This is a genomic window from Pseudomonas sp. BN414 (assembly GCF_029871275.1).
Lineage (GTDB): Bacteria > Pseudomonadota > Gammaproteobacteria > Pseudomonadales > Pseudomonadaceae > Metapseudomonas > Metapseudomonas resinovorans_C.
Map to the genome: position 1 here is coordinate 128,853 of NZ_SSOL01000074.1, position 12,364 is coordinate 141,216.

The 12,364-nt window shown below is 65.5% G+C and carries 12 protein-coding genes; 5 read left to right on the forward strand and 7 right to left on the reverse strand.

What is annotated here, in order from left to right:
• Nucleotides 1–218 precede the first annotated feature (218 nt).
• Nucleotides 219–1,166: a thioredoxin-disulfide reductase gene (gene trxB / locus E8E95_RS22040; protein WP_280353886.1), complete on the reverse strand. Its 948-nt coding sequence runs from the start codon at nt 1,164–1,166 to the stop codon at nt 219–221.
• 291 nt (nt 1,167–1,457) lie between these two features.
• Here trxB and cysZ point away from each other — a divergent pair, with 291 nt between their 5' ends.
• Nucleotides 1,458–2,225, forward strand: a complete 768-nt coding sequence (gene cysZ, locus E8E95_RS22045; RefSeq protein WP_280353888.1) for a sulfate transporter CysZ — start codon at nt 1,458–1,460, stop codon at nt 2,223–2,225.
• A gap of 270 nt (nt 2,226–2,495) precedes the next feature.
• On the opposite strand, the gene E8E95_RS22050 is transcribed toward cysZ, so the two are convergent.
• Nucleotides 2,496–2,858: a hypothetical protein gene (locus tag E8E95_RS22050; RefSeq protein ID WP_280353890.1), complete on the reverse strand. Its 363-nt coding sequence runs from the start codon at nt 2,856–2,858 to the stop codon at nt 2,496–2,498.
• A gap of 387 nt (nt 2,859–3,245) precedes the next feature.
• Here E8E95_RS22050 and E8E95_RS22055 point away from each other — a divergent pair, with 387 nt between their 5' ends.
• Complete coding sequence (locus E8E95_RS22055) at nt 3,246–4,433, forward strand: glycosyltransferase family 1 protein (RefSeq protein ID WP_280353892.1); 1,188 nt, start codon at nt 3,246–3,248, stop codon at nt 4,431–4,433.
• Here the strand turns inward: E8E95_RS22055 and E8E95_RS22060 are convergent.
• From E8E95_RS22060 to E8E95_RS22080, 5 genes are all read right to left on the reverse strand, one after another.
• Nucleotides 4,430–5,389: a DegV family protein gene (locus E8E95_RS22060; protein WP_280353894.1), complete on the reverse strand. Its 960-nt coding sequence runs from the start codon at nt 5,387–5,389 to the stop codon at nt 4,430–4,432. The genes E8E95_RS22055 and E8E95_RS22060 overlap by 4 nt on opposite strands.
• A 309-nt stretch (nt 5,390–5,698) precedes the next feature.
• Entirely contained in the window at nt 5,699–6,808 is a 1,110-nt protein-coding gene (locus E8E95_RS22065; RefSeq protein WP_280353896.1) for an NADH:flavin oxidoreductase, read from the reverse strand.
• Between the two features lie 57 nt (nt 6,809–6,865).
• Complete coding sequence (locus E8E95_RS22070) at nt 6,866–7,456, reverse strand: TetR/AcrR family transcriptional regulator (RefSeq protein ID WP_280353898.1); 591 nt, start codon at nt 7,454–7,456, stop codon at nt 6,866–6,868.
• Nucleotides 7,457–7,612: 156 nt separating this feature from the next.
• Entirely contained in the window at nt 7,613–8,095 is a 483-nt protein-coding gene (locus E8E95_RS22075; RefSeq protein ID WP_179060471.1) for a glutathione peroxidase, read from the reverse strand.
• Nucleotides 8,096–8,221: 126 nt separating this feature from the next.
• Nucleotides 8,222–8,707, reverse strand: a complete 486-nt coding sequence (locus E8E95_RS22080) for a peptidylprolyl isomerase (protein ID WP_179060472.1) — start codon at nt 8,705–8,707, stop codon at nt 8,222–8,224.
• On the opposite strand from E8E95_RS22080, the gene E8E95_RS22085 reads away from it, so the two are divergent.
• Genes E8E95_RS22085 through pta form a run of 3 tightly spaced genes read left to right on the forward strand, consistent with a single transcriptional unit; the run spans nt 8,676 to nt 12,227 of the window.
• The gene (locus tag E8E95_RS22085) at nt 8,676–9,002 is read left to right on the forward strand and encodes a DUF3565 domain-containing protein (protein WP_179060473.1); all 327 of its coding nucleotides are present in this window, start codon (nt 8,676–8,678) and stop codon (nt 9,000–9,002) included. The two genes, E8E95_RS22080 and E8E95_RS22085, sit on opposite strands and share 32 nt — an antisense overlap.
• Nucleotides 9,002–10,168 carry an acetate/propionate family kinase gene (locus E8E95_RS22090; protein ID WP_280353901.1) on the forward strand — a complete coding sequence of 389 codons (1,167 nt, stop codon included), beginning with the start codon at nt 9,002–9,004 and terminating at the stop codon, nt 10,166–10,168. Before E8E95_RS22085 ends, E8E95_RS22090 begins: the two co-directional genes overlap by 1 nt.
• Nucleotides 10,169–10,190: 22 nt before the next feature.
• Nucleotides 10,191–12,227 carry a phosphate acetyltransferase gene (gene pta, locus E8E95_RS22095; RefSeq protein WP_280353903.1) on the forward strand — a complete coding sequence of 679 codons (2,037 nt, stop codon included), beginning with the start codon at nt 10,191–10,193 and terminating at the stop codon, nt 12,225–12,227.
• The last annotated feature ends 137 nt before the right edge of the window (nt 12,228–12,364 follow it).

Here is a 12,364-nt window from a genome sequence, read left to right on the forward strand (position 1 = left end):
GACCTCACCGTAGGTTGGGCCAAGCGCAGCGCGGCCCAACGTCAGCACCCAATTCGGACCCGTCGTGTTGGGCTTCGCCGAGCTCAGCCCAACCTACGAAATGGGCGCGGGCCCACCCGTAGGTTGGGCCAAGTGCAGCGCGGCCCAACGTAGGTCTCCGATGCCATTGAAAAGAAAAAGCCCCGCATCGGCGGGGCTTTTCTTCATCAGGCTGAATCTTATTGCGCGTCGAGGTAGCGCTCGACGTCCAGGGCGGCCATGCAGCCGGCGCCGGCTGAGGTGATGGCCTGGCGATAGACATGGTCGGCCACATCGCCGGCCGCGAACACGCCGGGGATATTGGTGGCGGTGGCGTTGCCGTCACGGCCGCCGTTGACCACCAGGTAGCCGTCCTTGAGCGTCAGCTGCCCTTCGAACAACGAAGTGTTCGGGGTGTGGCCGATGGCGACGAACAGACCGTCCACCTTCAGCTCGTCAGTGCCGCCATCGTTGCGCTTGAGGCGCACGCCGGTGACGCCCATGGCATCGCCCAGCACTTCGTCCACTTCGGCATTCAGCTTGAGCTCGATCTTGCCTTCGGCGATGCGCGCTTTCAGCTTGTCCTGGAGAATTTTCTCGGCACGGAAGGTCTCGCGGCGATGCACCAGGGTCACCTTGCTCGCGATGTTGGCCAGGTACAGCGCCTCTTCCACGGCGGTGTTGCCGCCACCCACCACCGCCACTTCGCGGTTGCGGTAGAAGAAACCATCGCAGGTAGCGCAGGCGGAAACGCCCTTGCCCATGAACACCTCTTCCGAGGGCAGGCCCAGGTAACGGGCGCTGGCGCCGGTGGCGATGATCAGGGCATCGCAGGTGTAGGTGCCGCTGTCACCGACCAGGGTGAAGGGCTTGCCGGCCAGGTCCACGGCGTTGATGTGGTCGAAGACGATCTCGGTCTCGAAACGCTCGGCGTGTTCCTGCATGCGCTGCATCAGCGCCGGGCCGGTCAGGCCGTGGGGGTCGCCCGGCCAGTTGTCGACTTCGGTGGTGGTGGTCAGCTGCCCGCCCGCCTGCATACCGGTGATCAGCAGCGGCTTGAGGTTGGCGCGGGCGGCGTAGACAGCCGCGGAGTAACCGGCAGGACCGGAACCGAGGATGATGACCCGCGAATGACGTGCTTCGGACATGGCTGACTCCCGCCCAGCTGGGCATAAAAAGGGGCCACTGCGGCACTTGGGGAAGGCTTTGGATGCAGTGGCCCCGTTGAACCGGGTCTGGCCATCGATTAGCGATTCGCCAGGAATGGGCGCAAGCTTACCGAGCGCCCTTCGATAGCGGAAATACCCGCTCTCAATCCACGCCATAGGACGCAGCTATTTGCATAACCGCGAGCAAATTTGTTCCGAGCTTTTTCCGGGCTTTCCACGGCGCCGGCAAAGCCGTTAAGGTCGGCGCGTTTGCAACCTTGGGGAACCACCATGCCTGCACCCGCACTATCCGGGCCGCAATACCTGGGCGAAGGACTGAAGCTTGTCCTGAGTCCCGGACTGCGCCTCTTCGTCCTGCTGCCACTGAGCGTGAACCTGCTGCTGTTCGCCGGGCTGATCGGCTTCGCCGTAGGGGAATTCAGCGGCTGGGTCGATGCCTTCATGCCCAGCCTTCCGGACTGGCTGAGCTTCCTCCAGTACCTGATCTGGCCGCTCTTCGTGCTGCTGGTACTGGTGCTGGTGTTCTTCAGCTTCACCATGCTGGCCAATATCATCGCCGCGCCCTTCAACGGCTTCCTCGCGGAAAAGGTGGAAGTGGTCGTTCGCGGCCAGGACGACTTCCCGACCTTCAGCTGGGCCGAGCTGATGGCGATGATCCCGCGCACCGTGGGCCGCGAACTGCGCAAGCTGGCCTACTTCCTCCCGCGTGCCGGCGCCCTGCTGATCCTGTCCTTCATTCCGGGCGTGAACCTGCTGGCCGCGCCGCTGTGGATCGTATTCGGTATCTGGATGATGGCGGTGCAGTACATCGACTACCCGGCGGACAACCACAAGCTGGGCTGGAACGAGATGCTCGCCTGGCTGCGCGAGAAGCGCTGGCAGAGCCTGGGCTTCGGCGGCATCACCTACCTGGCGCTGATGATTCCCTTCGTGAACATCCTGATGATGCCGGCTGCCGTGGCTGGTGCGACCCTGTTCTGGGTACGCGAGCAGGGTGATCTGGCCCTGCAGAAGCAGTCCGGCCAGCTGGTTCGCTGAGTGCATGTTCTAGAACGTGGAATCTGAAGCAGGCGGGCTACTGACGGGTAGGAGCGAGCTTGCTCGCGAACGGGCGAGCACGATGCTTCGCGAGCAAGCTCGCTCCTACAGACAGTCCGAACTGCAGTTCAAGCCTGGATACTGATCGGATTCTCCCGCGCTTCCTTGGCCTGCATTTCCATCTTCTGCTGGAAGCGCTCGGCGATTTCCTTCTCCACCGTCGCGGCAAGGTACCCAGTGAAACCTGTGGGTACCCTGCCGAGGATGGTGTTATGAGCTCCGTTCAGGGGTGCAGGAAAGCCTGGCATTCGTGCTCCGGCCTATTGGTCGGCTGTCCACGATAATCAGCGCGCTGGCGCCCGGTTCGAGCCGCACTCGCTTGCCCGCCGGGCGCATGGCGTCGGCCACGCCCGGTACAACCCCACAGTGGGCAGCTTGCGTACCGCGGTTGGTGAGTTTGAGAACCTGACTGGCGCCCCGGCTGATGGCAGAAGCATTGACCGGCTGGATCAACGGCGCACTCAGCGCCAGATCAATATCGAGGCCGTTCAGTTCAGCCTCCATCCTGGCGTCGGCGAAGGCCATCAGCGGCAGGCATGCCGCGAAGCCGCTTATAACGAGCACTTTGTTCATCTCGAACCTCCGGGAGATTCAGAGTGAGCCTCTACCTGGCCGTAGAGGCGGGGCACCCAGCCACGGACGGGAAAGGTCCGTTGGTTGGATCGATCCGCTGCCGGTGAGGGTCCGGCGCAGATGCATTGCCCATCACGTCAGGAGGGACGTGGTCACTGCCGGGCCATCCGCTGGCCTGAGCCTGGAAGCAAAGGATTACGGGGCCCCGCCGGCATGAGGGACATGCCCTAACAAGTCTAGGAGGGTCCAGCGGCGCACCCGGCGGGGGGCGACAGGCGTTCCTTCAGGACACGCCCTATCGCCCCGTGAACTCCCCCCGGAGGCCTCGTCATTCATCGGTCATCCCGCTGTCACACGGGCTACATCGCCAGTACCGACACTGCCTGCATGACCATAGCGCCCCTGTACATCTCGCTGATCAGCGAAACCTTCCTGCCCGAAGTCAACGGCGTGGCCAATACCCTTGGCCGCCTCAGTGATGGCCTCCGCGCCGCCGGACACCGGCTGCAACTGGTGCGTCCGCGCCAGTCCTGCGACCAGGGCCGCCGGAGCGACGATGAGCTGCTGCTGATTCGCGGCTGGCCGCTGCCGGGCTACCCCGGTTTGCAATGGGGCCAGTCCTGCCTGCACAAACTGTTGCGCCGCTGGCGCCAGCGCAAACCGGATGTGCTCTACATCGCCACCGAAGGTCCGCTTGGCTTCTCCGCGCTGCGTGCTGCCCGGCGCTTGGGGATTCCCGTGGTCAGCGGTTTCCACACCAACTTCCAGCAGTACACCGGCCACTACGGCGCGGGCCTGCTGACCCGCTTGCTGACCAACTACCTGCGCTGGTTCCACAACGCCACGCGGCTGACCCTGGTGCCCAGCGTGAGCCAGTTGCAGGACCTTACCCGGCGCGGCTTCGAGCGCCTGCAACTTCTGTCGCGAGGTGTAGACAGCCAGCTGTTCAACCCCGCCCGCCGCTGCCCGGAACTGCGTGCAGAGTGGGGCGTGGGGGATCAGGAGATCGCCGTGATCCACGTCGGGCGGCTGGCTGCGGAGAAGAACCTCGGCCTGCTCGGCGAGACATTCCAGCGCCTGCAGGAACGTTATCCACAGCTGCGACTGAAGCTGGTGGTGGTGGGCGACGGTCCGCAACGCACGGCTCTGCAACGCGCGCTACCGGACGCCATCTTCTGTGGCGTGCAACGCGGCGAGGAGCTGGCCCGTCACTACGCATCCGGTGACCTGTTCCTCTTCCCGAGCCTGTCGGAAACCTTCGGCAATGTGGTGCTGGAAGCCCTGGCCTCCGGGCTGGCGGTAGTCGCCTTCGACCAGGCGGCCGCAGCCCAGCACATTCGCCATGGGCACAACGGCGCACTGGCCTTGCCGGACGAGCCGGGCAGCTTCGTCGAGGCAGCGACCTGGCTGCTGGAAGACCCGGAATGCCTGCGTCGCGTGCGACTCAATGCGCGCATGCACGCCGGCCGTCAGGGCTGGGAGGCCATCGTCCAGCAGTTCGAGCAGTACCTGGCACATGCACGCCGTCCGGAGCCGGACGTCCCGGCCGGCAGCAGCCTGCCCCCGCAGGCCTAGGAGAACGCCGCCGGTGGCGCGGCGTAGGCCAGGCTCAGCGCGCCACGCCCCAGGTTGATCGCGCCGGTTGGGCTCAGCATCGACAGATGCAGGGCAACCCCACGCTCGACACAGGCTGCCTCCAGTTCGGCGAAGCCCGGCAGGTCACGTACCAGCGACAGCTCGCCGGCATAACTGATGCACAACTGCGGCGCCAGCAGCTCACCCGCCAATACCCGCGATCTCGCATGGGCCAGCAGCTTCTCCGCCGCCTTGTCGAAGCTGGGGGCCAGCGACACGGGCTTGTCCTCCCCCTGCTGCACGCTGATCACCGGTTTCACATCCAACAGCGACCCCAGCCCCAGTGCCGCACCCCGCAGGCGATCGAGCAGGCCGCTGCGTTCGCCTTTCTGGAATCCACGCTGGCGCAGATGGCCCAGATCGTCCGGCAGGAGGAAAGTGCAGACCTGGCCCGCCAGCTGTTCTATCCGCGCACGCACCGCATTGGGGTGGGCGCCATCGCCGATCAGCCGCACCGCCTCGGCGGCCAACACAGCGGTGCCGGCAAAAATATTGCCGCCATCCACCACGCGCATCGCGAAATGCCCGGCCACGCCAGCCGCCGAACGACGGTCGCGATAGCGCTGTAGCAGGCCGAAGGAGGCCTGGGTGGCGTGCTCGAAGATCGCGCTGCGCTGGGCGGAAATCGTCAGGCAGATCACATGGTCGAAACGGGTGACCAGCTCTTCCAGGAACCACTCCTGCATCTCCACCACCTGCAGCGGCTCGCTACGATCGGCCGCGCCAACCTTGGGCAGCAGTTCGCGGTAGAAGGCCTGGGTCGCCTGGGGGACCCGGCGATCCACCAGGGAATGCTCAGCCAGTCGGATGCGAATGGGCAGCACGGGGATGCGGTGTGTGAGGAGAAAATCCTGGGGCAGGTCGCAGGTGGCATCCACTACCAGGCCAATGCGCATGGGTGACTCCTTCGGCCGGTGTGCCGGCGCTTGTTGTGGTGCGCGCACAGTGACCGCGGGAGGGTGTGATGTCAGCCCAACTGAATGAGGGTTTGAGGGGACTCGGCGCGGCGGATGCTGCCCTCACCCCAGCCCTCTCCCAGAGGGAGAGGGGGCCTTCCGTGCAGGATGGATGCCGCGTGACAGGCGCGAGTCACCCCTCTACCGCTTGCGGGAGAGGGGCCGGGGGTGAGGGGGCAATGGGGCAGGCAGTAGCTCCATCCGGGCAAAAAAAGCCCCGCCTAAGCGGGGCTCCTTCATTCCAGTGCCTTACACCAGGCTGCCCAGCGCATCCCGGCTGAACGGCAGGATGTCCTGCATGCGGCCTTCGCGCACTTTCACGGCCCAGTCCGGGTCCACCAGCAGGGCGCGGCCCACGGCGACCAGGTCGAACTCTTCCTTGTTCAGGCGCTCCAGCAGGCCTTCGATATTGGCCGGCTGGGCGACCTTGTCGGTCTTGACCATGAACTGCAGGAACTCGCCGTCCAGGCCGACGCTGCCGACGGTGATGGTAGGCTTGCCGGTGAGCTGGCGGGTCCAGCCGGCCAGGTTGAGTTCGGAGCCTTCGAACTCCGGCTCCCAGAAGCGGCGGGTCGAGCAGTGGAAGATATCCACACCGGCGTCGGACAGCGGCTTGAGGAAATCAGCCAGGGCTTCGGAGGTGGTCACCAGGCGCGCGGTGTAGTCCTGCTGCTTCCACTGGGAGTAGCGGAAGATGATCGGGTAGTCCGGGCCGACTGCGGCGCGGATGGCCTGGATCACTTCGATGGCGAAGCGCGAGCGGTTGGCCAGGCTGCCACCGTATTCATCGGTGCGCTGGTTGGTGCCTTCCCAGAAGAACTGGTCGATCAGGTAGCCGTGGGCGCCATGGATTTCAACGCCGTCCATGCCGATCGCCTTGGCGTCACGCGCAGCCTGGGCGTAGGCGGCGACCACTTCCTGGATGTCGTCCTTGGTCATGCCATGGACTACGACCTGGCCGTCCTTCACTTTTTCCGTCGGGCCATAACCGGGAACGCTGGCGTCCGGCTCGGTGCCCAGGCGACGCACGTTGCCCACGTGCCAGAGCTGCGGAACGATGCGGCCGCCTTCGGCGTGTACGGCGTCCACGACTTCCTTCCAGCCAGCCAGGGCGTCTTCACCGAAGAAACGCGGTACGTGGGGATAACCGTTGGCAGCCTTGTGACCGATGGTGGTGCCCTCGGTAATGATCAGGCCGACGCCCGCAGCGGCACGGCGACGGTAGTACTCCACCACCTTGGCGTTGGGCACGCCGCCCGGCGAGAAGGAGCGGGTCATCGGCGCCATTACCACGCGGGTGGGTAGTTCCAGGCCGCCGAGGCGGAAGGGTTCGAAGAGGGCTTGTACGGGAGCGGTCATGGGTTCTCCTGTGGCCGGCCATATGACCGGTCGTCTCGGTTTCAAGGCATTGAAAAATTACGCCCGGAGCAGAAGCTCCAGACGGTCGACGAATGCATTCATGGGTAGGGTGCCGCCGCCTACCTTCAGGCGCGTGAGCACGCCCTGCCAGGCATTGGCGATGAAGGCCGCGAGGTTGGCGCAGTCCTCATCGGCGGACAGCTCGCCAGCGGCCACGGCCTCTTCCAGGCAGGCCTGGAGGATGTCCACCGAGCCCTGGAGGATGCGTTCCACCTGTTCGCCGATAGCCGGCGAGAGTTCGGCCATCTCGAAACCGAGGCTGCCGATGAAACAGTGGTATTCCGGTTTTTCGCGGCTGGAGAAGTGCACCAGCAGCTCGCGGTAGTAGCCGAGGATGCGCTGGCACGGACTCAATGCGGAATTGCCCAGGGCCTGTGCATAACGATCCAGTCGCGGCAGGTAGAGGTACTCCAGCGCCTGGACGGCGAAGTCTTCCTTGCTGGCGAAGTAGTGATAGAAGGAGCCCTTGGGGATGCCTGCGGCCTGGACGATCTCCTGCACGCCGGTGCCGTGGTAGCCACGGCGGGTCATCACCTGGGAGCCCTTGGCGAGGATGAGGTCGCGTTTGTCGAGTCGGATACTGGTCATGGCGGCGAGCATATGACCGGTCGTCTCGCCCTGCCCAGCACTATTGACGATGCTGATCGAGCACTAAAAGCCGGGGAAGATACTGCCGGGGAAGAAACCGTAGGAGCCAGCAAGCTGGCTCCTACGGTCAAGCGTTCATGAGTGCGGGGGGGTGGATCAGGCCAGGGCCTTTTCGACAGCCTGGATCAGCGCGGGGTCTTCCGGTGCGGTGCGCGGCGAGAAACGCGCCAGCACGCGGCCGTCCTTGCCGACGAGGAACTTCTCGAAGTTCCAGGTGATCTCGCCGGGGAACTCGGCGCCCTCACCCGCGAGCAGGCGATACAGCGGATGGCGAGCCGAACCGTTGACCTCGATCTTGCTGCCCAGCGGGAAGGTCACGCCGTAGTTCAGGCTGCAGAACTCGCGGATCTCGTCCTCGCTGCCCGGCTCCTGCCCGGCGAACTGGTTGCACGGCAGACCCAGCACGGTGAAACCCTTGTCACGGTATTGCTGATAGAGCTTTTCCAGCCCGGCGTATTGGGGCGTCAGGCCGCACTTGGAGGCGACATTCACCACCAGCACCACCTGGCCCTTGTACGGCGCCAACGGCAGGTCCTGACCGTCGAGCGCACGTAGATTGAGGTCGTGAAAGGCACTCATGACTGACTCCTCGAGAATCTCAGGGATTTCACAGCGGACAAAAAAGGCGCCCCGGGGCGCCTTTTCGGTTTTCTCAGCTTAGCAGCCGATTCGCGATTTGCCGGGACGACAGTCGCGGACGACCGGTCAGTGGTGGTGACCGCCTTCGCCGTGGATGTGACCGTGAGCGATCTCTTCGTCACTGGCATCACGCACGGTAACGACCTTGACCTTGAAGTTCAGGCGCTGGCCAGCCAGCGGGTGGTTGCCGTCAACGGTGACGTCGTCGCCGTCGATGTCGCGGATGGTGACGATCTGCATGCTGCCGTCCGGGCCGGAAGCGTGGAACTGCATGCCGACTTCCAGTTGGTCGACGCCTTCGAACATGGCGCGGTCCAGGGTTGCGACCAGCTCGGCGCTGTATTCGCCGTAGGCATCTTCAGGCTCGACAGCAACGTTCAGCTCGTCACCAACCTGCTTGCCTTCAAGGGCGCGCTCCAGGCCTGCGATGATGTTGCCGGCGCCGTGCAGGTACACCAGCGGAGCGCCGCCGGCGGAGCTGTCGATCACCTCACCGGCGTCGTTGGTAAGGGTATAGTCGATGGACACGGCCTTGTTGGCGGCGATCAGCATGGTGCGAGACCTTCTGCAAATGAATGATGAACGAGCAAGTTTAACCGCGCGGCCAGTCGATTGCGACCCGAACGCTGACGGGCGGCCCCGCCTGGTCGGGTACAGGCAAGACGAGGACGGTCACTGGGTGGCAGTGCTTTCCTGCGGCCATACTCAGCACTTGCGGCACCAGCCGCCCTGGCAGTCGCGCGCCTGGGTACTCGACCCCGCAAAACGCGCCGACCAGTTGGGTCGCCTCTTTCCCTGCGGCTGGTGCGCCCAGGGGCTGGCGGCCGTTCCCACCGAGGAAACCTGATGCCCGCACGCAACATCCTGGTGATCCACGCCCGCAGGACGTCCCTGCGCTTCGCCCTGGTCAACGAGGCTCACAGTCAGTTCATCCTCCACGGCATGGCCGACGGGCTCGGCAGCCGCAATGCCGAACTGCGCTGGCAGCGCGGCGGCGACAAGGACAGCCTGATGATCCCCAACGCCGACCATCGCTCCGCGCTGTCACAGCTGATGCCCATCGTCCAGGCTGCGGCCGGCGGCAAGCTGCACGGCGTCGGCCACCACGTGCTGCACGGTGGCGAGCTGTTCAACTCCGCCTGCCGCGTGGATGCCCAGGTGATCCGTCGACTGCAGGCCCTGGTGCCATTGGCGCCGCAGCAGATGCCGGCCAGCCTGATCGGTATCGAAGCCGCCATGCACCTGCTGCCGAACCTGCCCCATGTGGCGGTGTTCGATACGGCCTTCCACCAGAGCATGCCCGAGCACGTCTACCGCCTCGCCCTGCCGGATGCCGTCTACCGCGACCACGGCTTGCGCCGCTATGCCTTCCACGGCAACAGTCACCGCTTCGTCAGCCGCCGTGCCGCAGAACTGGCCGGACTCGCCCTCGGCGACAGCTGCTGGCTTTCCGCGCACATCGGCGAGCACAGCTCGGCCTGCGCCATCGTCAACGGCCAGAGCCGCGACGCCAGCATGAACCTGGTGATGGCCAACCGCTGTGGCGATATCGACCCGCACCTCTATACCCAGCTGCATCGCAGCCTGGGCTGGAGCCTGGAGAAGATTGACCAGGTGCTGCGCCAGGAAAGCGGCCTGCTCGGTCTCTCCGAGCTGACCAAGGACATGCGCAGCCTGGAGACGGCCCGCGACCAGGGCCACGCCGGCGCCACCCTGGCCATCGAAGTCTTCTGCTACCGCCTGGCCAAGACCCTGGCGGCGGTAAGCTGCGCCCTGCCGCAGCTGGACGGGCTGATCTTCACCGGCGAGATCGGCGAGAATTCACCCCTTGTGCGCAGCCGCACGGTGGACCACCTGAAGCTGCTCAACCTGGCCATCGACCGCGAAGCCAACGCCCGCTGCGTGCGCGGCATCGCCGGTCCCATCCACCAGCGCGGCCATCCGCGCGTGCTGGTGGTGCCGACCAACGAAGAACGCCAGATCGCCCTCGATACCCTAGGCCTGCTTGCCTGAACCGATTTCACCAAGGAGCCCCATGCACTGCTTTTTCATCGCCCCGACCGGATTCGGCGTCGGCCTGACCTCCACCAGCCTGGGCCTGGTGCGCGCCCTGGAACTGGCCGGCCTGCAGGTCGGTTTCCTCAAGCCGGTGGCCCAGCCTCATCCTGGCGACCTCGGCCCGGAGCGCTCCACCGAGCTGGTGGCGCGCACCCACGGCCTGAAACCGCCGATGCCGCTGGCCCAGTCCCAGGTGGAGCGGATGCTCGCCGACGGCCAGCTGGACGAACTGCTGGAAGACATCACCGGCCTGTTCCAGCAGGCCGCGCAGGACAAGGATGTGGTGATCGTCGAAGGCATGGTGCCGACCCGCCACGCCAGCTACGCGGCGCGCATCAACTTCCATCTGGCCAAGAGCCTGGACGCTGATGTGATCCTGGTGTCGGCGCCGGAAGACGAGAGCCTCTCGGAGCTGTCCGACCGCCTGGAGATCCAGGCTCAGCAGTTCGGCGGACCACGTGACCCGAAGGTCCTCGGGGTGATCCTCAACAAGGTGCGCGACGACGAGTTCTCCCGTCGGCTGAAGGAGCAGTCGCCCCTGCTGCGCGGTGACGATTTCCGCCTGCTGGGCAGTGTGCCCTGGCTGGACGAGCTGAATGCCCCGCGGACCCGCGACGTCGCCGACTTGCTGAAGGCCCAGGTGATCAACGCCGGCGACTTCGACCAGCGCCGCGTGCAGAAGATCGTGGTCTGCGCGCGGACCGTGCCCAATACCGTGCAGCAGCTCAAGCCGGGCATGCTGGTGGTGACGCCGGGCGATCGCGACGACATCATCCTCGCCGCCAGCCTGGCCTCCATGAACGGCGTGCCGCTGGCCGGCCTGCTGCTCTCCAGCGACATCCAGCCCGACCCGCGCACCCTGGAACTCTGCCGTGGTGCCCTGCAAGGCGGACTGCCGGTGCTGGGCGTGGCTACCGGCACCTATGACACGGCCACCAACCTCAACCGGATGAACAAGGAAATTCCGGTGGACGACCGGGAGCGCGCGGAGAAAGTTACCGAGTTCGTCGCCCGCAATCTTGACCTCGACTGGCTGCGCGCCCGCTGCGGCGCTCCCAGCGCGACCCCGCGCCTGTCTCCCCCGGCGTTCCGCCACCGCCTGATCCAGCAAGCCCAGCTCGCCGGCAAGCGCATCGTCCTGCCTGAAGGCAGCGAGCCGCGCACCGTGCAGGCAGCCGCCGCCTGCCAGGCACGGGGCATCGCCCACTGCGTACTGCTGGCCAGGCCGGACGATGTCCATGCCGTGGCCAAGGCGCAGGGCATCGAATTGCCCGCAGGCCTGGAAATCCTCGATCCGGACAAGGTTCGCGAACGCTATGTCCAGCCCATGGTGGAGTTGCGCCAGAACAAGAGCCTCAACGCCCCCATGGCCACGGCTCAGCTGGAAGACAACGTGGTGCTTGGCACCATGATGCTGGCGCTGGATGAAGTGGACGGACTGGTGTCCGGCGCCATCCACCCCACGGCCAACACCATTCGCCCGGCGCTGCAGCTGATCAAATCGGCGCCCGGCTACCGCATCGCCTCCTCCGTCTACCTGATGCTGCTGCCCGAACAGGTGGTGGTCTACGGAGACTGCGCGGTGAACCCCGACCCCGACGCCAGCGACCTGGCGGAAATCGCCCTGCAAAGTGCGGACTCCGCCGAGGCATTGGGGATAACGCCACGGGTAGCGATGATCTGCGACTCAACCGAAGAAGCAGAACTGGCCAAGGTCCGCGAAGCCGCCCGCCTGGCCCGCGCCGCCCGCCCCGAACTGCCCATCGAAGGCCCCCTGCCCTACGCCACCGCCAGCCGCGATGGCAGCACGACGGTGTTCGTCTTCCCCGACCTCGCCCACGGCGATGCGGCCTACAAGGAAGCGCAACTGGCCGATCACGTGGCCAGCGCCGGCCTGATGCTCCAGGGCCTGCGCAAGCCGGTGAACGACCTGCCGCGCAATGTGCAGGTGGACGACATCATCCACACCGTTGCCCTGACGGCGATTCAGGCGGCTTGCAGTAACGAAAGCTGAGTCGTTGCACTCCCATGTGGGGGCGAATTCATTCGCAAAGGGCTGCGCAGCAGCCCCAGTGAATCCCGTGGGCACGCCTACGGCCTGCTTAGCGAATGAATTCGCCCCCACAAAAAAGCTGCCCTTCCCCCTTCGCG

Bases quoted from the DNA above. Each gene is read 5' to 3' on its own strand.
- trxB (WP_280353886.1), bottom strand. From the start codon at position 1,166: ATGTCCGAAGCACGTCATTCGCGGGTCATCATCCTCGGTTCCGGTCCT.
- cysZ (WP_280353888.1), top strand. From the start codon at position 1,458: ATGCCTGCACCCGCACTATCCGGGCCGCAATACCTGGGCGAAGGACTG.
- E8E95_RS22050 (WP_280353890.1), bottom strand. From the start codon at position 2,858: ATGAACAAAGTGCTCGTTATAAGCGGCTTCGCGGCATGCCTGCCGCTG.
- E8E95_RS22055 (WP_280353892.1), top strand. From the start codon at position 3,246: ATGACCATAGCGCCCCTGTACATCTCGCTGATCAGCGAAACCTTCCTG.
- E8E95_RS22060 (WP_280353894.1), bottom strand. From the start codon at position 5,389: ATGCGCATTGGCCTGGTAGTGGATGCCACCTGCGACCTGCCCCAGGAT.
- E8E95_RS22065 (WP_280353896.1), bottom strand. From the start codon at position 6,808: ATGACCGCTCCCGTACAAGCCCTCTTCGAACCCTTCCGCCTCGGCGGC.
- E8E95_RS22070 (WP_280353898.1), bottom strand. From the start codon at position 7,456: ATGACCAGTATCCGACTCGACAAACGCGACCTCATCCTCGCCAAGGGC.
- E8E95_RS22075 (WP_179060471.1), bottom strand. From the start codon at position 8,095: ATGAGTGCCTTTCACGACCTCAATCTACGTGCGCTCGACGGTCAGGAC.
- E8E95_RS22085 (WP_179060473.1), top strand. From the start codon at position 8,676: ATGGACACGGCCTTGTTGGCGGCGATCAGCATGGTGCGAGACCTTCTG.
- E8E95_RS22080 (WP_179060472.1), bottom strand. From the start codon at position 8,707: ATGCTGATCGCCGCCAACAAGGCCGTGTCCATCGACTATACCCTTACC.
- E8E95_RS22090 (WP_280353901.1), top strand. From the start codon at position 9,002: ATGCCCGCACGCAACATCCTGGTGATCCACGCCCGCAGGACGTCCCTG.
- pta (WP_280353903.1), top strand. From the start codon at position 10,191: ATGCACTGCTTTTTCATCGCCCCGACCGGATTCGGCGTCGGCCTGACC.